Source organism: Streptomyces lienomycini, assembly GCF_027947595.1.
In the GTDB taxonomy this organism is placed as follows: Bacteria; Actinomycetota; Actinomycetes; order Streptomycetales; family Streptomycetaceae; genus Streptomyces; species Streptomyces lienomycini.
In genome coordinates this window covers 7,717,391-7,739,568 of record NZ_CP116257.1, presented here as the reverse complement: position 1 = coordinate 7,739,568, position 22,178 = coordinate 7,717,391, and the positions used below count along the sequence as shown (strand labels likewise).

At 74.4% G+C, this 22,178-nt stretch carries 16 protein-coding genes, 2 tRNA genes and 1 pseudogene; 13 read left to right on the top strand and 6 right to left on the bottom strand.

Going from position 1 to position 22,178, the window contains the following annotated elements; translation table 11 throughout:
* Positions 1–107 precede the first annotated feature (107 nt).
* A complete protein-coding gene (locus BJ961_RS35360) occupies positions 108–839 on the top strand; it encodes a DUF4232 domain-containing protein (RefSeq protein WP_271416821.1) in 732 nt (243 codons plus the stop codon).
* A gap of 87 nt (positions 840–926) precedes the next feature.
* Here BJ961_RS35360 and BJ961_RS35355 read toward each other — a convergent pair whose 3' ends face one another.
* Entirely contained in the window at positions 927–1,796 is an 870-nt protein-coding gene (locus BJ961_RS35355; protein ID WP_271416820.1) for a bifunctional DNA primase/polymerase, read from the bottom strand.
* A gap of 362 nt (positions 1,797–2,158) precedes the next feature.
* Here BJ961_RS35355 and BJ961_RS35350 point away from each other — a divergent pair, with 362 nt between their 5' ends.
* The 3 genes from BJ961_RS35350 (at position 2,159) to BJ961_RS35340 (ending at position 5,398) form a co-directional block, all read left to right on the top strand.
* The gene (locus BJ961_RS35350; protein ID WP_271416819.1) at positions 2,159–2,485 is read left to right on the top strand and encodes a hypothetical protein; all 327 of its coding nucleotides are present in this window, start codon (positions 2,159–2,161) and stop codon (positions 2,483–2,485) included.
* Between the two features lie 502 nt (positions 2,486–2,987).
* Complete coding sequence (locus BJ961_RS35345; protein ID WP_271416818.1) at positions 2,988–3,593, top strand: SigE family RNA polymerase sigma factor; 606 nt, start codon at positions 2,988–2,990, stop codon at positions 3,591–3,593.
* 128 nt (positions 3,594–3,721) lie between these two features.
* The gene (locus BJ961_RS35340) at positions 3,722–5,398 is read left to right on the top strand and encodes a long-chain fatty acid--CoA ligase (RefSeq protein WP_271416817.1); all 1,677 of its coding nucleotides are present in this window, start codon (positions 3,722–3,724) and stop codon (positions 5,396–5,398) included.
* A gap of 465 nt (positions 5,399–5,863) precedes the next feature.
* On the opposite strand, the gene BJ961_RS35335 is transcribed toward BJ961_RS35340, so the two are convergent.
* Positions 5,864–7,204 carry an MFS transporter gene (locus BJ961_RS35335; protein ID WP_271416816.1) on the bottom strand — a complete coding sequence of 447 codons (1,341 nt, stop codon included), beginning with the start codon at positions 7,202–7,204 and terminating at the stop codon, positions 5,864–5,866.
* Positions 7,205–7,337: 133 nt separating this feature from the next.
* On the opposite strand from BJ961_RS35335, the gene BJ961_RS35330 reads away from it, so the two are divergent.
* A complete protein-coding gene (locus BJ961_RS35330; protein ID WP_271416815.1) occupies positions 7,338–7,916 on the top strand; it encodes a TetR family transcriptional regulator in 579 nt (192 codons plus the stop codon).
* A gap of 22 nt (positions 7,917–7,938) precedes the next feature.
* Here BJ961_RS35330 and BJ961_RS36275 read toward each other — a convergent pair whose 3' ends face one another.
* The 3 genes and pseudogenes from BJ961_RS36275 to BJ961_RS35320 all read right to left on the bottom strand — a co-directional run bounded on the left by BJ961_RS36275 (position 7,939) and on the right by BJ961_RS35320 (position 13,114).
* Entirely contained in the window at positions 7,939–9,798 is a 1,860-nt protein-coding gene (locus BJ961_RS36275; RefSeq protein ID WP_408648749.1) for a hypothetical protein, read from the bottom strand.
* Positions 9,773–12,454: a PAS domain-containing protein gene (locus BJ961_RS36270; protein ID WP_408648748.1), complete on the bottom strand. Its 2,682-nt coding sequence runs from the start codon at positions 12,452–12,454 to the stop codon at positions 9,773–9,775. The genes BJ961_RS36275 and BJ961_RS36270 overlap by 26 nt, the downstream gene beginning before the upstream one ends.
* Before the next feature lie 199 nt (positions 12,455–12,653).
* Positions 12,654–13,114 (bottom strand): annotated as a pseudogene (locus tag BJ961_RS35320) (SSI family serine proteinase inhibitor).
* Between the two features lie 180 nt (positions 13,115–13,294).
* Here BJ961_RS35320 and BJ961_RS35315 point away from each other — a divergent pair.
* The 3 genes from BJ961_RS35315 (at position 13,295) to BJ961_RS35305 (ending at position 15,342) form a co-directional block, all read left to right on the top strand.
* A tRNA-Ser gene (locus tag BJ961_RS35315) sits at positions 13,295–13,385 on the top strand.
* Positions 13,386–13,575: 190 nt separating this feature from the next.
* Positions 13,576–13,648, top strand: a tRNA-Arg gene (locus BJ961_RS35310).
* Between the two features lie 206 nt (positions 13,649–13,854).
* Positions 13,855–15,342 carry a peptidoglycan D,D-transpeptidase FtsI family protein gene (locus BJ961_RS35305; protein ID WP_271416814.1) on the top strand — a complete coding sequence of 496 codons (1,488 nt, stop codon included), beginning with the start codon at positions 13,855–13,857 and terminating at the stop codon, positions 15,340–15,342.
* A 42-nt stretch (positions 15,343–15,384) separates the two neighbouring features.
* Here the strand turns inward: BJ961_RS35305 and BJ961_RS35300 are convergent, their stop codons facing one another.
* Positions 15,385–15,738, bottom strand: coding sequence for a winged helix-turn-helix transcriptional regulator (locus tag BJ961_RS35300; RefSeq protein WP_271416813.1), 354 nt, complete (start codon positions 15,736–15,738; stop codon positions 15,385–15,387).
* A 137-nt stretch (positions 15,739–15,875) separates the two neighbouring features.
* On the opposite strand from BJ961_RS35300, the gene BJ961_RS35295 reads away from it, so the two are divergent.
* The 5 genes from BJ961_RS35295 (at position 15,876) to BJ961_RS35275 (ending at position 22,176) form a co-directional block, all read left to right on the top strand.
* Complete coding sequence (locus BJ961_RS35295; protein ID WP_271416812.1) at positions 15,876–16,757, top strand: DUF2797 domain-containing protein; 882 nt, start codon at positions 15,876–15,878, stop codon at positions 16,755–16,757.
* 460 nt (positions 16,758–17,217) lie between these two features.
* Positions 17,218–18,117: an amidohydrolase family protein gene (locus BJ961_RS35290; protein ID WP_271416811.1), complete on the top strand. Its 900-nt coding sequence runs from the start codon at positions 17,218–17,220 to the stop codon at positions 18,115–18,117.
* Between the two features lie 92 nt (positions 18,118–18,209).
* Positions 18,210–18,947 (top strand): response regulator transcription factor, encoded by a 738-nt coding sequence (locus BJ961_RS35285; protein ID WP_271416810.1) that lies wholly within the window; start codon positions 18,210–18,212, stop codon positions 18,945–18,947.
* Positions 18,944–20,491 (top strand): sensor histidine kinase, encoded by a 1,548-nt coding sequence (locus BJ961_RS35280; protein WP_271416809.1) that lies wholly within the window; start codon positions 18,944–18,946, stop codon positions 20,489–20,491. Before BJ961_RS35285 ends, BJ961_RS35280 begins: the two co-directional genes overlap by 4 nt.
* Before the next feature lie 14 nt (positions 20,492–20,505).
* A complete protein-coding gene (locus tag BJ961_RS35275; protein WP_271416808.1) occupies positions 20,506–22,176 on the top strand; it encodes a glycosyltransferase in 1,671 nt (556 codons plus the stop codon).
* The last annotated feature ends 2 nt before the right edge of the window (positions 22,177–22,178 follow it).

Below are 22,178 nucleotides of genomic sequence, written 5' to 3'. Positions count from 1 at the left end.
GCGGGACCGGGGCGAGTGCGTCGGCCGGTGAGCGGCCGGGGGTGTCGGTCACGGCGGATCGTCTCGAGGGGGTGGGGGAGTCGGCCGGCGGGGGGTCGTGTGCGGTCGTGTACGAGGTGACCAACCAGGAGACCGAGCCCTTCACTTACACCATCACCTTCTCCCTCATGGACGACCGGGGCAGGGCGATGTCGAACGTCGAGGAGACGGTGGCGTCCGTGGGCGCGGGGAAGACCGTGCGGCGGACGCTGGAGCACGCGGGGTACCCGGCCGGTGGTCGCCTCGACGCCGGGCGGGTGCGGATCCTCGACGTGGAGCGGGTGCCTTCCGGCGAAGCGCCGGCCGCTGCCGGTTCCTGTCCGGCGTCGGGGCTGCGGCTGACCGCCGACCAGGGCGATGCGGCGATGGGACTGCGCGTCGTGGGGCTCCATCTGGAGAACTGCGGGAGCCGGACGTACTCCCTGAAGGGATACCCGGTACTGCAGCTGCTCGACGCGGAACGGCAGCCGGTGGACGGGATCGAGATCCTGCGCGGTACCGACGGCATACCGATGGCGGGCGGGGACGACGGGCCGCCGCGGCCGGTGACGTTGCGGCCGGGGGAGTCCGCCGTGTCGGGGTTGGCATGGCGCAACACCACCGAGTTCGGCGAGGCGGTGACCGTGCCGTACGTCAGGGTCCGGGCCGAGGCCGGCTCCGAACCGGTGACGGTCGCGCCGCACCTCGACCTCGGGACCACCGGCGAGTTGGGTGTCCGCGCGTGGCGGAAGGACGAGCGCGACGCCGATTCCGATGCCGGTGGGACGGGGAGCGGTGGGGCGGTGCGGCCGGGGGGCTGAGGTCTTGCCCGACGGTTCGCGCAGTTCGCGGGGTTCGGCGGTGCGGGTCGGTCGGCGGGGGCTGCTGTGATCCGCGCGTCGTCTCGGTCAGGGGCGGGGGCCTCCGGTCATGCGGGCCGCCGACGCGAGTGTCGCCCGGGCCTCGCGTTCGGTGAGGCCGGTGGCCTGGGCCGCCGCCAGCAAGGGGGCCAGCAGGGCCGGGCCGATGCCGTTCTCGTACGCCCGGCAGGCCGCCCAGAAGAGGCGGGTGTTGCGCTGGCCCTCGTGCGCGGCCAGGACGAACTGGACGAGGCCCCGGCCGCCCGTCACCGTCCCGCCCCCGGCACGCCGGGCGGGGTGCGGGAGCAGCAGGCGCAGGAGTGCGGGCGGGCAGGGCGCGGGCGCCAGGTGGGAGGTGCCGGGGGCGGTCGTGTAGGTGCCGTGGCGGGTGCGGGAGCCGGGGCCGACCAGGTAGCCGCCGGCGCCCCGGATGTCGATGCCGGGGGCGAGGCGGCCGGCCGAGTTGGGGACGACCTGGTCGGGCGGGCCGGTCAGCCAGAGGTGGCGGCCTCCGCCGGGGGTCAGGACGACGACCGTGGGCGGGATCGTGAAGAGGTGGCGCAGGGCCAGTTCACGCAGCGCGGCCGAGGAGTCCGCGTCCGGCTTCCGGTCCAGGTCGACGCCGATCAGGTGGTGCGGCGGCAGACCGCAGGCGATGCCGTACCCCGTGGCCCAGGGAGCGGCGGCGAAGAGGGCGCGGATGCGGACCGGGTCGGTGGAGGCGTCGTGCACACCGTGGCCGAGGCGTCCGCACTCGCCGTGGCAGGGGAACGGCTGCGGCGTCGGGGCGTCGCGGTGGGGGGAGCGCAGCGCCGGGAGCTTCGTCCGGGCCAGCGGGATGACGGCCAGTCCGCGTTCCGCGGCTGACAGGGCGTGTGCGAGGGCCAGCGTCGTGGCCCGCCGGTCGGTGGTGGCCATGGGTCTATGTTCGTACGCATGTTCGACAAAGGGAAGGGCGGGAGCGCGACGCGCCGGGGAGGCGGGGGCGGGAAGAAAAAGTGGCGGAACGCTTCACCCCTTGTGGGGCTTGGGGTGGAAGAGCCCTTGCTGTCCCGTGCTGAGGCGGAAGGGGCGCAAAGGGGTTTATCGACTTGTCCTCACGCTTGAGGGCGAATCAGGGCTTCCGAGGTGGTTCGCCGGGGTCCGGTGGGCAATTCTGATCACGCGACGTCGTGCACAGCGTCGAGGCGGTCGGCCAACTGCCTTGGCATAAGCGCTAGTTCACATACTTCTCGCGTTGTCGGCTGGAAGCCGGTGCGCACTTGTTCTGGAGGAACAACATGGCAAGCATCCGTACCGCCCGTGTCGTCGCCGCCGTCGCCGCCCTTCCGCTCGCCTTCGCCCTCCTCGGCGGGGTGGCGACGGCGGACAACGGCGCCTTCGCGGACGACGGATCGAGCGCGACCGCCGCCAGCGCCAACGCCGGCATCCTCGGCAGCGGCGTCGGTGACGACAACAACGGCAACTCGTCGACCACGCAGCAGCAGGCGGTCGGCTCGGGGGCCTCGAACCAGAGCAACACCGCGCAGGTCGACGGGTCCGCGTTCACGGCGATCAACCAGGGCAACGAGAACGTGGCCGTCAGCTTCTCCCCGCTGTGGTGGTGAGCTGAGGGTCCGGCGCGGGTGCGCTGCCGCGCCGGCCCCTCGGTTGCTTGTGCGGGTGTGCTTCATGGGGTCGCAGTACGTTCGGGCGGCGGTGCTTCGGTACCGCCGCTCCGGCGTTTCCGGCCCCGGCCCCGGTGCTTCCGGCCCCGGCCCCGGTGCTTCCGGTCCCGGTGGTCGCGGTGGTCGCGGTGGTCGCGGTGGTCCCGGTGGTCCGGGCAGCCCCGGTGGCTCCCGTGCCCGGCGGCCAGCCGCTCCACCGCCCCGGCGGGCCCACTGCTCCACCGCCTCGACGTTCTCGTGTCCGCGCCCGTCCCGCGGAACCCGGGCGTCTCGACGTCGCCGGTGCCGCGGGGCAGCCCCCAGGGGTGAACCCGCAGTACCTCTCCTCCCCCCGTCCACCTACAGGAGGTGGGGCCACCACCACCCCTACAACCTGAGGCGGACTCCGCTTCGGGACCTGCGGGCGATCCGCGGGGCGCCCGCTCGCTCATAGCGTTGAGCCATGACCACACCCGTCTGCACCAGCGCTTCGAACGCCGCCACCGCCATGGCGCCGGCCAAGGCACCGGCCAGGACGCCGGCCGCGGCCGCGGCAAGGGCGCAGACCTTCCCGTATCCCTCGTTCTCGTCTTACGTGAAGGCCCGCCAGCCGGTGCTGCTGCGTACCGCCCGGTCGCTCACCGCGAACCCGAGCGACGCGGAGGACCTGCTGCAGACCGCGCTCGCCAAGACCTACGTGGCCTGGGAGCGCATCGAGGACCATCGTGCCCTGGACGGCTACGTACGCCGGGCGCTGCTGAACACCCGGACCTCGCAGTGGCGCAAGCGCAAGGTCGACGAGTTCGCCTGCGACGAACTGCCCGAGCCGGAGCCCGTGCCCGGCGGCGACGATCCGGCGGAGCGGCAGGCCCTGCACGACGCGATGTGGCGGGCGATCATGAAGCTGCCCGCACGGCAGCGTGCGATGGTCGTCCTCAGGTACTACGAGGACCTCAGTGAGGCCCGGACGGCCGAAGTGCTCGGAGTTTCCGTGGGCACCGTGAAGTCGGCGGTCTCCCGCGCCCTCGGCAAGCTCCGCGAGGACCCTGAGCTGGGGATTGCCCGATAACGATCCGGTATGTGGACCCCTGATGGGATCGCGTGTCCGGCCCCGTCCACTGATCGATCACCCGGGACTAGTGACATACCGCGCGGTATGTGCGCAGAATCAGCGCAACCCTTACCGCCGCGTAGGCAATGTCGCCCCGGGAGGACACCGTGCTGAGCACGATGCAGGACGTACCGCTGCTGATATCGAGGATCCTGACCCACGGGTCGGCCATCCACGGCAGCTCGCAGGTGACCACCTGGACCGGTGAGGACGAGCCGCACCGCCGCTCCTTCGCCGAGATCGGGGCCCGTGCCGCGCGGCTGGCGCACGCCCTGCGCGAGGACCTCGCCGTCGACGGCGACGAACGCGTCGCCACCCTCATGTGGAACAACGCCGAGCACGTCGAGGCGTACTTCGCGATCCCCTCCATGGGCGCGGTCCTCCACACCCTCAATCTCCGCCTTCCGCCCGAGCAGCTGGCCTGGATCGTCAACCACGCCGCCGACCGGGTCGTGATCGCCAACGGCTCCCTGCTGCCACTGCTGGCCCCGCTGCTGCCGCACCTGAAGACGGTGGAGCACGTCGTCGTCAGCGGACCGGGCGACCGCTCGCCGCTGGCCGGGGCCGCCGTCCGGGTGCACGAGTACGAGGACCTGATCGCCGGGAAGCCGGACACCTACGACTGGCCCGAGCTGGACGAGCGCGCCGCGGCCGCCATGTGCTACACCTCCGGCACCACGGGCGACCCCAAGGGCGTGGTGTACAGCCACCGCTCCATCTACCTGCACTCCATGCAGGTCAACATGGCCCAGTCGATGGGCCTGACCGACGAGGACACCACGCTGGTCGTGGTCCCGCAGTTCCACGTCAACGCCTGGGGACTGCCGCACGCCACCTTCATGACCGGCGTCAACATGCTGATGCCGGACCGCTTCCTGCAGCCCGCGCCGCTCGCCGCGATGATCGAGGGCGAGCGGCCGACGCACGCCGCCGCGGTCCCCACCATCTGGCAGGGGCTGCTGGCCGAGCTGACGGCCAAGCCGCGGGACGTCTCCTCGCTCACCCAGGTCACCATCGGCGGCTCCGCCTGTCCCCCGTCCCTGATGGAGGCGTTCGACGCCCTCGGCATGCGGGTCTGCCACGCCTGGGGCATGACGGAGACCTCGCCGCTCGGCACGATCGCCCGGCCGCCGGCCCACGCGATCGGCACGGAGCGGGAGTTCGGCTACCGCCTCACCCAGGGCCGTTTCCCGGCCGGTGTCGAGGCCCGGCTCACCGGCCCCGGCGGCGAGCGGCTCCGCTGGGACGGCGAGTCCGCCGGTGAGCTGGAGGTCCGCGGCAACTGGATCGCCGGCGCCTACTACAACGGGCCCGGGGCCGAGCCGCTGCGTCCCGACGACAAGTTCAGCGAGGACGGCTGGCTGAAGACGGGCGACGTCGGCACCATCTCCCCGGACGGCTTCCTCACGCTCACCGACCGGGCCAAGGACGTCATCAAGTCCGGCGGCGAGTGGATCTCCTCCGTCGAGCTGGAGAACGCGCTGATGGCCCACCCGGACGTCGCCGAGGCCGCCGTCGTCGCCGTACCGGACGACAAGTGGGGCGAGCGTCCGCTGGCCACCGTCGTCCTCAGGGAGGGCGCCAGCACCGACTTCGCCGCCCTGCGCACCTTCCTCGCCGAGGACGGCAAGATCGCCAAGTGGCAGCTGCCGGAACGCTGGACGGTCATCGAGACGGTGCCGAAGACGAGCGTCGGCAAGTTCGACAAGAAGGTGCTGCGCAGGCAGTACGCCGACGGGGGCCTCGACGTCACCCGGCTCTGACCGACCCTGGCCGGCCCGACCGGCCCCGACCGGCCCCGACAGGCTCTGGCTGGTCCTGACGGATTCGGCCGGTTCGAGCGGCCAGCCTGGCCAGACGTGTCCGAGCGGCCAGCCGGGTCAGACGTGTCCGAGCGGTCCGAGCGGCCGCACGGGCCAGACGAGCCCCCGCGGTCCGAGCGGCGAGACGGCGGACGGCCAGACGGCCAGACGGCCGGACCGGGCACCCGAGCACGACCACGCCGGGCCGGGGACGGACCCACGGCCCCGCCCGGCGTCCGGCGACACGGCCCCCGCCCGCCCGCGGTCCGCCGGCTCACCGGGCCTGGCACCTGCCGTCCGCTGGCTTACCGGGCCTGGCACCTGCCGTCCGCTGGCCCACCGCGCCCGGCACCTGCCGTCCGCCGGCTTACCGGGCCCGGCACCTGCCGTCCGCCGGCCCACCGCGCCCGGCACCCGCCGTCACCGTCACCGTCCCCGGCGTACGGCCGTGGCCGTCCAGCCCAGGACCAGCCACGCCCCCGCCACCGCGCACACGCCGCCCCAGCCCCAGTGGCCGAAGGCGGGTCCCGCGAGGGCCGAGGCCAGCGCGCCGCCCGCGAAGCCGGCGACGACGTACGCCGTGTTGGCGGTGGCCGGGGCGGAGGTGGTGGTCAGGGCGAGGGTCTGGTTGGCGACGTGGGAGGCGACCAGGGCGGCGTGCACCAGCACGGCCGCAGCGCACAGGGCCGCCATCGCCCGCCCGCCCAGCCAGAACAGCGGCACCGACAGGGCGGCCAGCAGATACGCGGACCGTACGACCCTGGCGGCGCCGAACCGGTCGACCAGGCCGCCCGCGAGGGGTGCGACCGCACTCGCCGCGAGACCGAACAGGCCGAACAGCCCGGCCGCCGCGGTGGTCATGCCGTACCCCTCGTCCCCCGCGAGGAGCAGGGCGAGCGACGTCCACAGGGCGCTCCAGGCGCCGTACATCCCCGCCTGGCGCACGCAGGCCCGCCACAGGTCGGGCGAGCGGCGCACCACGCCCGGTATCGCGACGAGCCCCGCGAACAGCGGGCCCCGGCGCTGCCGCCGCTCCACGGGCAGGATGTAGGCGGTCGCCAGCCCCAGTACGGCGGTCAGCACGGCGGCGCCCACGAACACCGCGCGCCAGCCGAAGGCCTGCCCGGCGAGGCCGCCCAGCACCCGGGCCGCGACGACGCCGGTGAACAGGCCCGCGATGACGGCCGCGACATGACGGGCCCGGCGGTCGGCGGGGGCGCGTGCGGCGACCAGCGGGACGAGCAGTTGCGGTACGACGGTCGCGGCCGAGGCGACCAGGACGGCGCCCGCGAGCGCACCGGTCCCGGCGGACGCGGCGGCCGCGAGCAGGGCCGCCGTGGCGACCAGCGAGAGGACGGCGACCAGGCGGCGCCGGTTGACGCTGTCCCCGAGCGGGGCGAAGAACAGTAGGCCGGCCGCGTATCCCAGCTGGGCGACCGAGGCGAGCCAGGCGATCGCCGACGGGGTGGAACCCAGGTCGTGGGCGATGAGGGGGAGCAGCGGCGCCGCGAGGTAGATGTTGGCGGCCGTCACGGCGGTGCACAGGGCGATCAGGGGGAGGAAGAGCCGGGCGGCGGCGCCGGACGACGGGCCGGTCCCGGAGGGCGACGGTCCCGCGGACGGCCCGACGGACGGTCGTACGGGAGCCGGAACCGGAGCCGGAGCGGGTGCGGGGCCGGGGCCGGGGCCGGGGGCGGGCTGGACCCGCGGGGCTGCGGACGCGGAGGACGCGGACGGTGCGGACGGCGCGGACGACGATGACGGCATGAGCGGGGCGACTCCTTCGGGCGCACTAACAACTAACTGGTTGGTTGGAAGCAACCCGGGGAGTGTCGCCCGCATTCCCGACCCGTGTCAACCAAATGGTTGGTTACCCCGCCCGCCCCGCTACGCTGGGCCCATGGCAGCAAGGGACCCCGAGGCCACCAAGGCCCGGATCTTCGAGGCGGCGGTGGCGGAGTTCGCCCGCCACGGCATCGCCGGCGCGCGCATCGACCGCATCGCGGCCGAGGCCAGGGCCAACAAGCAGCTGATCTACGCCTACTACGGCAACAAGGGCGAGCTGTTCGCGTCCGTCCTCGAGAAGAAGATGCTCGACCTGGCGATCTCCGTCCCCGTCGATCCGGACGACATCGAGGGCTGGATCGACCGCCTGCTCGACTACCACGCGGCCCACCCCGAACTGCTGCGCCTCCTCTTCTGGGAGGGCATGGAGTACGGCAGCGCCGAGCTGCCCCACGAGGCCGAACGCCAGGCCCACTACGCCCGCAAGGTCGCCGCCGTGCGGGACGCCCAGGAACGCGGCGTGGTCACCGACGCCATTCCGGCGTCCGACCTGCTGTTCCTGCTGGTCGCGATGGCCAACTGGGCCGTGGTCGTGCCCCAGATGAAACGCATCCTGGTCGGGGGCGAGGACACGGACGCGGGCCGCCTGCGCGACTCGATCAAGCTGGCCGCGCGCAGGATCGTCGACCGGTAGGACCCGGGCCGCCGCCGGGGCGTCAGTTGGTCCCGATCCGCGCCAGCAGCTCGACGATCCGGGCCTGCACCTCGCCACTGGTGGACCGCTCCGCCAGGAACAGCACCGTCTCGCCCGAGGCCAGTCGCGGCAGGTCGGCCTGGTCGACGGCGGCGGTGTAGACGACGAGCGGGGTGCGGTTGAGCTGCCCGTTCGCCCGCAGCCAGTCGACGATCCCGGCGGCACCCTCCTGGCCCCGCTGCACCCGCATCAGGTCCATCACGACCAGGTTCGGCCGGAACTGCCCCGCCAGCGTCACCGCGTCGGCGTCGCTCGTCGCCCGCGCCACCTGCATCCCGCGGCGCTCCAGCGTCGCCGTCAGCGCCAGCGCGATCTCCGCGTGCTCCTCGATCAGCAGCACGCGCGACGGGTGCTGCTCACTGTCCCGGGGCGCGAGCGCCTTCAGCAGCACGGCGGGGTCGGCGCCGTACGCGGCGTCCCGCGAGGCCTGCCCGAGCCCGGCCGTCACCAGCACCGGGACCTCGGCCGCCACCGCCGCCTGCCGCAGCGACTGGAGCGCCGTACGCGTGATCGGCCCGGTCAGCGGGTCCACGAACAGCGCGGCCGGGAACGCCGCGATCTGCGCGTCGACCTCCTCGCGGGAGTGCACGATCACCGGCCGGTAGCCGCGGTCGCTCAGCGCCTGCTGGGTGGAGACGTCCGGCGCGGGCCACACCAGCAGCCGGCGCGGGTTGTCCAGCGGCTCCGGCGGCAGCTCGTCGTCCATCGGCTGCGGACGCGGCGGGTCCGCCACCTCCACGGCACCGCCGGGCCCGTCCAGCGGTTCGGGCCCCTCGGCGGCGTCCTTGTCCGGCGCCCCTATGGCGTAGGACCGTCCGGCGCCCTCGCTGACCGGCGCGAGCCGTCCGGGACCGCCCGCCGGTGCCTGCTGCTCCGCCGGCCGGGGCTGCGCCTGGGCCTGCTGCTTCGGCTGCGCGGTGGGCGGCGGCGTGATGGACGGCTGGCCGGCCGACGGGTGCGGGCGGGCCGACTGCTCCGGGCGGGCGGCGTCCGGATCGGGCGGCGTGCCCAGCTTGCGGCGCCGACCGCCGCCGCCCGGCTGGTGCGGTGCGGGCGTCGCCGACGGCTGCTGCACCTGGACCGCCTGCCGGTTGAACGGCACACCCTGGCCCAGGGTCCGCACGCTGAACGCCCGTCCCTGCGTCGAGTTCGGGTCGACGGGCGCCGACGCCTCGGCGGGCAGCGGCTGCGCCGCACGCGGGGCGGGCGCGTTCTCGGGCGGCAGCGGGGTGCCCCGGCTCGGCGTGCCGACGGGGACGCCCTGCGGTGGTGCCGGTGGTGCCGGTGGCGTCGGTGCCGCGGCGGTCGGCGGCTCGGCGGGGGCCACGGGGACCCCGGCCCCCTGGGTGTCCGCGGCGGCGGGCCACGGCTGCGGCGCGGGGGCGGGCCGGCCTGCGGGCGGCGCGGTGTCCGGACGGGCGGGTACGGGCTGCGCGGGACGGGGCTGCGCGGGTACGGGCTGCGCGGGGTCGGCGCCGGTCTCGGCGGGCCGGGGCGCCCGGTCCTGGGGTCCCGTTCCGGCGTGGGCGGCCGGAGCGGGCGGGCTTCCGGCGGCCGGGTGCCGGGCCGGCCCGTGGGCGTCGGGCACCGCGGGCGCCCCTTGCGCCGGGATGCCCTGCGCCGGGGCGTTCCGCGGCGGCTGAGCCGTCGTCGGCGCCGCCTCCTCGACGGGGCGGGCGGCCCCGGCCCGGCGGCGGCGTCCCGTGGGCGCCTCGGCCGGGTGCGGCTGCGGCGGAGTGTGGTCGTCGGCCTGGTCGTGCGGTACGGCGTCGTGGCGGCCGTCGTCGGGCAGGGCGTCACCGGAAGCGGCCGGTCCCGGCACCCGGACCCGGCCCGCCTGCCCCTGTGCCTCGCCCCCGGCGCGGCGACGGGCGCCCTGGGTGCCTGCGCCGTCCCGTCGGACGGCCGGTCGGTGTCGGCGGGCGGCAGGGCGAACACCTGGCGCGGAGCCGCCTCCTGCGCGGCGGCGCGCTCGTTCGCGGAGGCCAGGGCGCGGCGTCGGCGCCCCGTCGGCCGGTCCATGTCCGTCGCGTCCGTCGCGTCCGTCGCGTCGGCCGGGCCCACGGCGTCCGCCGGGTCGGACTCACCGGCCTGCGCGGGCAGGGCCGGAGGCAGCGCGTGCTGCTCGCCACCGTCCCGGGCACGCCGACCGGCGGGCACGGGGACGCCCTGCGGCGGTACGGTCCCGCCCAGACCGGTGTTGGACGCGGCGGAGCCCCCGCCGTGCTCGCCCGCCATGACGACGGCGCCCTCGGACACCCCGGCGCGCGCCCCCGGGGCACCCCGGCGGCCTCGGCACCCGGGGCCTCCGCGGGCCGTCCGCGCCGACGCCCGGTACCACCGGACCCGGCGCCCTCGCCCGGCCCCGACTGCGCGGGCACCGGAAGCGGGCCCGGAGCCCCGGCCGGTCCCTGCGCGAGCTGCTCCGGTGCGGGCTGCCCGGGTGCGACCCGCGCGGGTGCGACCTGCTCGTTCTCGTGCCCGTTCTCGTTCTCGTGCTCGTGTTCCTGGGCCTCGGCCCGCGCCGCGCGCCGCCTGCGCCGCCCGGTCGGGGCGGTGTTCTCCGCCTCCGGTCCGGCACCCTCCGCGCCCGCGACCCCGCTCTCCAGGAACGCGTCGACGGACGCCCGCCGGGCGCGTCGCCGCCCGCCCCCGGGAACCGGCTCACGGACGGCCACGGCGTTCCCGCCCTGCGCGGCACCGTCGCCCCGACCTTGCCCGCCGGAAGCGACCTGGCCCTCCTGGCCCGCCTGGCCTGCCTGGTCCACGGTGGCGACCCGGGCGATCTCGGCGCTTTGGGCCTCGACGGCCCCCGCCCCGCCCCCGATCGGCACCTCCAGCACGTACGCGCTGCCACTCATGCCCGGCACCTCGTGCGTCTGCAGTACGCCGCCGTGCGCCCGCACGATCCCGCGCACCACCGGCTCGTGCACCGGGTCTCCCCCGGCGTACGGTCCGCGCACCTCGATGCGTACGACCTCGCCGCGCTGCGCCGCCGCGACCACGACGGTGTTGTCCAGGTACCCGCCCGTCGCCGACACGGGCGAGTTGCCGGTGGCGTCGACGCCCGCGACGTCCGCCACGAGATGCGCGAGCGCGGTGGCCAGCAGCCGGGCATCGACCTCGGCCTCGATCGGCGGCGCGTGCACCGCGAACTGCACGCGCCCCGGACCGATCAGCTCCACGGCCCCGTCGACGCCCGCGGCGACGACGGCGTCGAGCATGACCTTCGTCCGGGCGACCTGTTCGCTGCCGACGTCGAGGCGCTGGTAGCCGAGGACGTTGTCGATGAGGGTGGTGATGCGCGAGTAGCCGGCCGACAGATGGTGCAGCACCTGGTTGGCCTCGGGCCACAACTGCCCGGCGTCGTCCGACGCCAGCGCGGCCAGCTCCTGGCGCAGCTCGTCCAGGGGGCCGCGCAGGGAGTCGCCGAGGAGGGTGAGCAACTGCTCGTGCCGGCCGGCGAGCGCCTCGTACCGGTCCTTCTCCCGCTCACCGAGGGCGGCGTAGCGGTCGGCGTCGGCGGCGACCTCCTCCGCGTGCTGCTCCCGCAGCTCCTCCAGTTCGGCGACGTGCCGCTGGCGCAGCGCGGTCAGCTCGGAGGCGTGCTCCTCGGCGAGCCGCTCCCGTTCCTCTACGTGCCGCTGCTCCGCCTCCTCGTGCTCCTTGACGAGGGCGTCGTAGGGGCGCCGGTCGGTGAAGGTCATCACGGCGCCGACGAGCTGGTCGCCGTCGCGCACGGGCGCGGTCGTCAGGTCGACCGGCAGCTGGTCCCCGCTCTTGGCGAACACCACCTGCCCGCGCACCCGGTGCTTGCGACCGGAGCGCAGGGTGTCGGCGAGCGGGGACTCGTCGTAGGGGAAGGGCGAGCCGTCGGCGCGCGAGTGCAGGACGAGGGTGTGCAGCTCCCGGCCGCCGAGTTCACCGGCCCGGTAGCCCAGGATCTGGGCGGCGGCCGGGTTGACGAGGACGATCCGCCCGTCGGTGTCGGTGCCGACGACGCCCTCGGAGGCGGCCCGCAGGATCATCTCGGTCTGCCGCTGCGAACGGGCCAGCTCGGCCTCGGTGTCGACGGTGCCGGAGAGGTCGCGGACGACGAGCATCAGCAGTTCGTCGCCGGTGTAGCCGTAGGTGTCGTAGGCCTGCTGGCCGGTCTCCAGGTTGGCGCTGGTGACCTCGACCGGGAACTCGGAGCCGTCGGTGCGCCGCGCGACCATCCGGGTCGGCTTGGTGCGCGCCCGGGGGTCGACGTGGTCCGGGCGCCGCATGGACCCGGGGATGAGCCGCGAGTCGAACTGCGGCAGCAGGTCGAGGAGTCCGCGACCGACCAGCGCGGTGCCCGGCGTCTCGAACGCCTCCAGCGCGATGGTGTTCGCGTTGACCACGGTGCCGTTCGCGTTGACCAGGACCAACGCGTCCGGCAGCGCGTCCAGTATGGCTGCGAGGCGAGCAGCGCCTCGGGATGGCCTGCTGCTCACGAGACGCTTCCCTCCTGTTACCGCACTTGCCGACCGCCCGGGCCATCTTGCCAACCGGCCCGCAGCGTGTCACGCGAGGGAGTCTAAGGCCCCGGGCCCCGCGGGCGCCGGGGGATGGGACGGAGGTCGCACGAGGAAGTGACGTAGAACGTGTGACCGGGTGACCGCCGGCGGGCCGCCCCCGGTCCTCGCGGGGCCCCTACGACCGCCGCTCCGCCCCCACCCGGGGCAGCAGCGGCACCATGCGGTCCCAGCGGGAGATCTCGCAGCCGTCGCCGCGGTCGTACGTCACGTCCACCGGGCGACCGGCCCAGACGCCGGTGACGCGCGCGGTGGCCGGGCCGCCGTACTGCATGGTGCAGACGCTGCCCTCGGGCACGGGCGCGAAGGTGTCCTCGCCCCACCGGGTGTCGCGCTCGACGACGGCGCAGGCGCCCTCCGGGTCGGGGTGGTCGCCGCCGCCGGGGTGGCAGTACAGCTCGTACGTGCCGTCCGCCTCCGGGCCGGCGTCCCGGACGGTGACCGTCAGGTGATCACCGCCCGGGACGGCGGGGCCGGCGGCCGCGCCGGGTGCGCGGCGCAGACGGAGGCGAGGGCGGCGGCGGACAGGGCGGCGGCGCCGAGGAGGCGCGCGGCGGGGGAGCGGGTGACCTGGAACATGACCTGACCAACGCGTCGGCAGGCCGGACGTTGCGCGACCCGCCGCGGAGTACGCCGTTAGGGCTTTGCCCTGCGGCCCGCGCGCCTAGTACCGTAGGGGCCGATTGGTGACAGCGCGCTCAACTGTGTCATCATCGGCACGCGCCACTCGCGCTCGCACGCGAAGTGGTGATGTTGTCTGGAGGCGTCGCCTAGTCCGGTCTATGGCGCCGCACTGCTAATGCGGTTTGGGTTTTAAAGCCCATCGAGGGTTCAAATCCCTCCGCCTCCGCACCGAACACCGAAGCCCCGGCCATCCGGCCGGGGCTTCGGTGTTGTCGGCCGCCCCGAAGGTCGTTCGTGCAGGTCGCAAGGGGTGTGGCCAATGGATTTCACATGACGGCGGCAGTCATGTAATGTTCTTCCTGTCGCCGCGAGCGGGCCGGAAGGACCGGGAGCGGCGGTAAAACTGAAGAACACAAGCACTCGTAGCTTAACGGATAGAGCATCTGACTACGGATCAGAAGGTTGCAGGTTCGAATCCTGCCGAGTGCACACAAGGCAAAGGCCCCGGATCACTCCGGGGCCTTTGACGTTGAAGTGGATATCGCCGGCCGACACCACGCCTGGCGCGGTGTTCGCAGTCGCCGACCGGACGTGATGACGGCCCCCGACTGTGTCTAGGGTGTGCCCATGTTGCGAGGACCCGTCTTTATATCCACCCGGATATCCATCCGGCCGAGCCTCGACGGAGGCCGACGGTGAACAAGCCGCTGAGGGCCGTGGCGATCTTCTGCGGGCTGCTGGTGCTCGGCCTGCTGGTCCGCGCGAACTGGCTGCAGTACGTCCGGGCCCCCGAGCTGGCCTCCGACACCAAGAACCGGCGGGTGCAGATCGAGCAGTTCGCCACCCCGCGCGGCGACATCGTCGTCGGCGGCCGGGCCGTCACCGGTTCCGCGGAGACCCAGAGCACCGACCTCAAGTACAAGCGCACCTACGCCGACGGGCCGATGTACGCGCCCGTGACCGGGTACGCGTCGCAGGCCCAGGGCATGACGCTGCTGGAGAAGACCTACGACTCCATCCTCACCGGGAAGGACGACCGGCTGGCCTTCCAGCGGTTCGCCGACGTGGTCAGCGGTGAGGGCCGGCGGGCCGGGTCGGTGGTCACCACCATCGACCCGAAGGCGCAGAAGGCCGCCTGGGACGGACTGACCGACCTGAAGGGCGCGCGGGGCGCCGTGGTCGCGCTCGACCCGAAGACCGGGAAGGTGCTGGCGCTGGTCTCGGCGCCCTCCTACGATCCGTCGACGTTCGCGGGCAGCACCTTCAAGGAGTCCGACCGCTTCGTGGCGCTCGACAAGAAGAAGAACAAGCCGCTGGCCAACCGCGCGCTGCGCGAGACCTACCCGCCGGGCTCCACCTTCAAGATCCTCACCGCGGCGGCCGCGCTGGAGCACGGGGTCGTCACCGACATCGACGCCCGCACGGACGCCGTCTCCCCGTACCCGCTGCCGCAGTCCAGCAACAAGATCGGCAGTGAGGCCGGCGACGCGGTCTGCAACAAGGCCTCGATGAAGACCGCCATGCAGCACTCCTGCAACAACGTGTTCCTCGACGCCGCGTCCAAGCTCGGGCAGGACAAACTGCGCGAGACGGCCCAGAAGTTCGGCTTCAACGAGGACGTCTACTCCGACGACTTCGGCGACCTGCTCGCCACCAAGAGCCTCTACCCCGAGAACCTGGACGCGCCGGGCACCGCGCTCACCGGCATGGGACAGGGCAGCCTCACCAGTACGCCGATGCAGATGGCCATGGTCACCGCCGGGCTCGCCAACGACGGAAAGGTGATGCAGCCCTACATCGTCGACGAGGTCAAGGGCCCGGACCTCGACACCCTGGAGAAGACCGAGCCCGCGGTGATGAGCGAGGCGGTCTCCGCCGAGACCGCGCAGAAGGTCCAGCAGATGATGGAGTTCACCGCCAAGGAGGGCAGCGCCCGCCGCGCCCAGATCGACGGCATCACGGTCGGCGGCAAGACCGGTACCGCGCAGCGCGGTGTGAACGTGAACGACGAGGTGCCGTACGGCTGGTTCGTGTCCTACGGCAAGAAGGACGACGGGTCCTCGGTCGCCGTGGCCGTGTTCATCGACCCGACCGACATGGACATCTCCCGTGAGGACATCTCCGGCGGCGGGCTCGGCGCTCCCATCGCCAAGAAGGTGATGGAGGCCGTGCTCAAGCAGTGACGCGGCCCGGACGGGCGGCGTCCGCCGCGGACGGCGGGCCGGTCAGGGCCGCGTCGCGTCGTACGCCCCGCGGGCCCGCTCGACCGCCGCCAGCCGCCGCTCCGTCCAGCGCGCGAGGCCCCGGACCTGTTCGGCGGCCTCGCGGCCGAGGTCGGTGAGGGAGTAGTCCACGCGGGGCGGGATCACGGGCTTGGCGTCCCGGTGGACCAGGCCGTCCCGCTCCAGGGTCCGCAGGGTCTGCGCCAGCATCTTCTCGCTGACCCCGCCGATCTCCCGGCGCAGTTCGCCGAAGCGGTGCACGCGGTCCAGGAGGGTGATCAGGACCAGGGTGCCCCAGCGGCTGGTGATGTGCTCCATGATGAGCCGCTCGGGGCACACCGCTTCACTTTCTGCCATGTCCGTACCGTACGTCCGGGCGGGCACTCACCGTGAGTGAGTGCCCGCCCGTCGTCGTCCCCGGTCGGTGGTTCCCGGTCGTCGTGGCCGGCCGGTGTCCCGGGCTTTGTCAGTGGTGCCCTCTACGCTCGGCGGGGATGGCACAGGCATGGAAGTGCGCGGGGCTGCGGTGGGCGGCGGACGGTCCCGTGCTGGCGTGGGTCGGGGGTCGGCGCAGTGCGCTGGTCCGGGGGCAGCGGGTGGCCTTCGCGGTCGCCGAGGGGGGCGTGCGGACCTGTGTGGGAGCGCGGGGGAACGCCTGCCCGGTGCGGGCCGAGGTGCCGGGGCGCGGTACGGGGGCGCGGTGCGAGGAGTGCGCGCGCCTCCACCGGGCCCACTCGGTGGCCGCCGACACCATGGCGGACGATCCGCAGCCGTACCGCGTCTACCTGGCCTGGTTCGGGCCGGGCCTCGTCAAGGTCGGGATCACCGCGCACGCACGGGGAGCCGCCCGGCTGCTGGAGCAGGGCGCCGTGTGCTTCAGCTGGCTGGGCCGCGGGCCCCTGATGGCCGCGCGCCGGACCGAGGAGCTGCTGCGGGCCGCGCTGGGCGTGCCCGACCGCATCGCGTACGCGCACAAGCGCGCGGTGCGGGCCTGGCTGCCGCCGAGGGAGGCGGAGCGGGCGGCCGGGATCGCCGGGTTGCACGCGCGGGCGGTGGCGCTCGGCGGCTGGCCGCAGTCGCTGACGCCGGAGCCGTTCCGGGCCGTCGACCACGCGGGCGTCTTCGGGATCGCGGGGGCGGAGCGCGGGCCGGCCGCCGTGGCGGAGGTGGCCGAGCTGGTGGCGGGCCTGGCGATCGGGGGCGAGCTGGTGGCGGCGGCCGGTCCGGACCTGCATCTGGCGACGGAACGCGGGGTCGTGGTGCTGGACACGCGGCTGATGGCCGGGTGGGAGCTGGTGTCCGCCGGGGGCGAGCCGTGCACCGTGCCCCTGCGGGACCTCGGACGCGCGGCGGGAGTGCAGGACGGACTGTTCTGACCCCGCCCGCCGGGCCCCCCGGCGACCTCCGCCCTCCGCCCGCCGGCCTCCGCCCGCCCTCCGACCTCCGGTCTCCCGCCCCTGACCTCCGACCTCCGGTCTCCCGCCTCCCGCCTCCCGGCCCCCGGCCTCCGGCCTCCCGCCTCCCGCCTCCCGGCCTCCGGCCTCCGCCCCCGGTCTCCCGCCCCTGACCTCCACCCGCCGGTCTCCCGCCTCCGCCCGCCGGCCTCCGCCCGCCAGCCTCCGGCCTCCCGCCCGTCCGCCGACCTCCCGCCCGTCCGCCGACCTCCCGCCCCCGGCCTTCGCCCCCTGACCTCCGCCCCCGGCCTCCGCCTCCGGCCTCCCTCCGGCCTCCCTCCGGCCTCCCTCCGACCTCCCGCCCCGCCTTCCCCCCCGGGCCTCCCCCCTTCCGCGACCTCACCCCTTGATTCGCAGGACCGCAGGGAGCGATCGTGGCCGCATGAGGGATCACGAGGCCGGGCAGGTCCGCCGGTTCTGGGAGGGGCTCGGGCTGCCCGGGCTGGTCGACGTGCACACGCACTTCATGCCCGAGCGGGTGCTGCGCAAGGTGTGGGCCTACTTCGACGCCCTCGGGCCGCTGACCGGCGGGGTGGAGTGGCCGATCACCTACCGGCAGGAGGAGGACGAACGCGCCGCGCTGCTGAGGCGGTTCGGCGTCCGGGCCTTCACCGCGATGCTCTACCCGCACAAGGCGGGCATGGCCCAGTGGCTGAACGACTGGGCGGTGGACTTCGCCCGCCGCACGCCCGACTGCCTGCACACCTCCACCCTCTTCCCCGAACCGGGCGTCGAGGCGTACGTGCGCCGGGCCGTCGAGGACGGAGCGCGGGTCTTCAAGGCGCACGTGCAGGTGGGGGCGTACGACCCGGCCGACGAACTGCTCGACCCGGCCTGGGGCGTGCTCGCCGAGGCAGGGGTCCCGATCGTCGTCCACTGCGGTTCGGGCCCGGCGCCCGGCAAGCACACCGGGCCCGAACCGATCGCCCGCGTCCTGGCGCGGCACCCCCGGCTGCGGCTGGTCGTCGCCCACCTCGGCATGCCCGAGTACGAGGACTTCCTGGACCTCGCCGAACGGTACGGCGAGGTGCGGCTGGACACGACCATGGCGTTCACCGACTTCAGCGAGCGCCTCGCCCCCTTCCCGCGCCGGGCGCTGCCCCGGCTCGCCGACCTCGGCGACCGCGTCCTGCTCGGCTCGGACTTCCCCAACATCCCCTATCCCTACCCGCATCAGCTGCACGCGCTGGAGCGGCTCGGGCTCGGGGACGCGTGGCTGCGCGGGGTGTGCCACGACAACGCGGCCCGGCTGTTCGGGCTGCCGGCGGGCCGGGCGGGCTGAGGAGCCGCATCTGAGCGGTGCCTGTGGGTTTCTCAGAGAAATCACAGCCGGGGGAAAGGGTGCTCTCAGAGCGCCCCGACATCGTGTCCGGTATGACCACGACCTCGCCCCAGGGGCGCACCGAACTGCTGAGGCCGGACGGGAGCCCCGTCCGGGTGCTTGTAGTGGACGACGAGCTGTCCATCACGGAACTGCTCTCCATGGCCCTGCGCTACGAGGGCTGGCAGATCCGCAGCGCGGGCGACGGCCAGGGCGCCGTCCAGGCCGCGCGCGAGTTCCGGCCCGACGCCGTCGTGCTGGACATGATGCTGCCCGACATGGACGGCCTGAGCGTGCTGGGGCGGCTGCGCCGCGACCTGCCGGACGTGCCGGTGCTGTTCCTGACCGCCAAGGACGCGGTGGAGGACCGTATCGCGGGGCTCACGGCGGGCGGGGACGACTACGTCACCAAGCCGTTCAGCCTGGAGGAGGTCGTCGCCCGGCTGCGTGGACTGATCCGGCGCTCCGGCGCCGCCGACCGGCGTTCCGACTCCGTCCTCGTCGTCGGCGACCTCACCCTCGACGAGGACAGCCACGAGGTCGCCCGGGGCGGCGACGGCATCCACCTCACCGCCACCGAGTTCGAGCTGCTGCGCTTCCTGATGCGCAATCCCCGGCGGGTGCTGAGCAAGGCGCAGATCCTGGACCGGGTCTGGTCGTACGACTTCGGCGGGCAGGCCAACGTCGTGGAGCTGTACATCTCCTACCTGCGCCGCAAGATCGACGCGGGGCGCGAGCCGATGATCCACACCCGGCGCGGCGCCGGGTACCTGATCAAGCCCGCGGCATGACCCGTCGGCGACGACCGCGGCCGCGGACCCTGCGGACGCGGCTCGTCGTCGCGTCGGTGGCGCTGATCGCGGTGGTGTGCGCGGTGATCGGCACGGTGACGACGGTGGCGCTGCGCTCGCACCTGTACGAGCAGTTGGACGGGCAGGTGCACGAGGTCGCGATGCGGCTGTCCGGGTTCGGGCCGCCGGGTGACCCGCAGCCCGGCGGAGCGGGACCGCAGCGGATGGACCTCGACGCGTTCGTCCGGCACGGGCCGCAGCCGCGCGACACGATCGTCGCCGAGGTGCGGGGCGCCGACGTCACCGACGCCAAGTACGGCAAGGAGGACCAGGAGAGCACCGACCTCAGCCGCACCACGGCGGTCTCCCTCGACGAGGCCCAGCGCGCCGCGCTCGCCACCGTCCCCCGGGACGGCGACGCGCACACCGTCGAGATCCCCGTCCTCGGCGACTACCGCGTCCAGTACCACGACGGCTACTACGCCGCCCTGCCCACCTCCGAGGTCGACAGCACCGTCAACACGCTGATCCTCGTCGAGGCCAGCGTCACCGCGGCCGGCCTCATCGCCGCCTCCCTCGCCGGCACGGTCATCGTCGGCGTCGCCACCCGCCCGCTGCGCAAGGTCGCCGCCACCGCCGGCCGGGTCTCCGAACTCCCCCTGCACGCGGGCGAGGTGAACCTCGACGAACGGGTCCCGGAGTCCGAGTGCGACCCGCACACCGAGGTCGGCCGGGTCGGCTCCGCGCTCAACAGGCTGCTCGACCACGTCCACGGCGCCCTGCACGCACGGCAGGCGAGCGAGACCCGGGTACGGCGGTTCGTCGCCGACGCCAGCCACGAACTGCGCACCCCCCTCGCCTCCATCCGCGGGTACGCCGAACTCACCCGCCGGGGACGCGAGCAGGTCGGCCCCGACACCCGGCACGCGCTGGGCCGCATCGAGTCCGAGGCGGGCCGCATGACCCTGCTCGTCGAGGACCTGCTGCTGCTGGCCCGGCTGGACGCCGGGCGCCCGCTGGAGTTCGAGCGGACCGACCTCGTACCGCTCGTCGTGGACACCGTCAGCGACGCCCGCGCGGCCGGCCTCGACCACACCTGGCGGCTCGACCTGCCCGACGAACCGGCCCTGGTGTCGGCCGACCCGGCCCGGCTCCAGCAGGTGCTGGTCAACCTCCTGGGCAACGCCCGCACCCACACCCCGCCGGGCACGACCGTCACCGCGCGCGTGCGGCGGAGCGGGGCGTGGCTGTGCGTGGACGTGACGGACAACGGGCCCGGCATCCCGGCCCTGTTGCTGCCGCACGTCTTCGAACGGTTCGCGCGGGGTGACTCGGCGCGGTCCCGCGCGACCGGCTCGACCGGTCTCGGGCTCGCCATCGTGCAGGCCGTGACGGCCGCGCACGGCGGCGGCGTGACGGTGGACAGCGCGCCGGGGCGGACGGTCTTCACCGCGCACCTGCCCGCCGTACCGGGCCCGCCGGCGGCACGAGCGGACTCACAGGCACAGCACAGCGCCACCACACGGGTGCGACAGGGGACTTGAGAAGAGTCGGTCCCATGCGAACCGACTCTTCTCCCGGCTCCCTGCCGGCGCGGGAGCACCTCCCGGCCGCAGGAGCCGGTACGCCTGTTCTGGACGTAGTGGTCCCCGTCTACAACGAGGAGAAGGACCTCGGGCCGTGCGTGCGCGGACTGCACGAGCACCTCACCCGGACGTTCCCCTACGCCTTCCGCATCACGGTCGCGGACAACGCCTCGACGGACGGCACCCCGCACGTCGCCGCCCGGCTGGCGGCGGACCTCGACGCGGTCAGGTCCGTGCGGCTGGAGCAGAAGGGGCGGGGCCGGGCGCTGCGGACCGTGTGGTCGGCCTCGGACGCCCCGGTCCTCGCCTACATGGACGTGGACCTCTCCACCGATTTGAACGCGCTGCTGCCGCTGGTGGCGCCACTGATCTCCGGCCACTCGGACCTCGCGATCGGCTCCCGGCTCGCCCGCAGTTCCCGGGTGGTGCGCGGCGCCAAGCGCGAGTTCATCTCCCGCACCTACAACCTCATCCTGCGCGGCTCGCTCCAGGCCCGCTTCTCCGACGCCCAGTGCGGCTTCAAGGCGATCCGCCGGGACGTCGCCCAGGTGCTGCTGCCGCTGGTGGAGGACACCGGCTGGTTCTTCGACACCGAGATGCTGGTGCTCGCCGAGCGGGCCGGGTGCCGGATCCACGAGGTGCCGGTCGACTGGGTCGACGACCCGGACTCCACCGTGCACCTCGTGCGGACGGCGACCGACGACCTCAAGGGCGTGTGGCGGGTCGGCAGGGCGCTGGCCACCGGTTCGCTGCCGCTGGACCGGCTGGTCCGCCCCTTCGGTGACGACCCGCGCGACCGCGACCTGACCGGCGTGCCGCAGGGCCTGGCCCGGCAGCTCGTCGGCTTCTGCGTCGTGGGCGCCCTGTCCACCCTGTTCTACCTCCTCCTTTACAGCGGTTTCCGGCACTTCGCCGGCTCCCAGCTCGCCAACGCGCTCGCGCTGCTGGTCTCGGCGATCGCCAACACCGCCGCCAACCGGCGGCTGACCTTCGGGGTGCGGGGCCGGGGCGGCGCCGTGCGGCACCAGGCGCAGGGCCTGGTCGTCTTCGGTATCGGCCTCGCGCTGACCAGCGGTTCGCTGGCCGCCCTGAGCGCGGCGACGGCCGACCCGGACCACTCCACGGAGCTGGCGGTGCTGATCGCCGCCAACCTCGCGGCCACCGTGCTGCGCTTCCTCCTCTTCCGCGCCTGGGTCTTCCCGGACGCGCCCCCCCGCGGCCCACTCGCCGGAGCCGCACCTTCCGGAATCCCGCCTTCCGGAGTCGCACCTCCGGGAACCGCACCTCCCGGAACCGCACCGCCGGGAACCGCACCTCCCGGAATCTCGCCTTCCGGACCCGTACCGCGGCCGGAGCGACGCCACCGTGCGGCTCCAGCCGGTGCGGCCCGCCGACACCGACCCGAGGGACGCCCGATGACGACGCACCACGACCCGACCGCGCACGTCGACGGCGCGCACGCCCCCGCCGGCCGGGACGGAAGCCCACCGCCCCCCACGCCCCCGCACCGCCCGCCCACTCCCGGCCCCGGCTGTCCCGGGCCGCCCGGCTGTGGCGCGGCCGCCCCGAGGACCCGCGCTGGGTACGTCCGGCCCTCCTCGCCCTGCTCCTGGCCACCGCCCTGCTCTACCTCCTCAACCTGAGC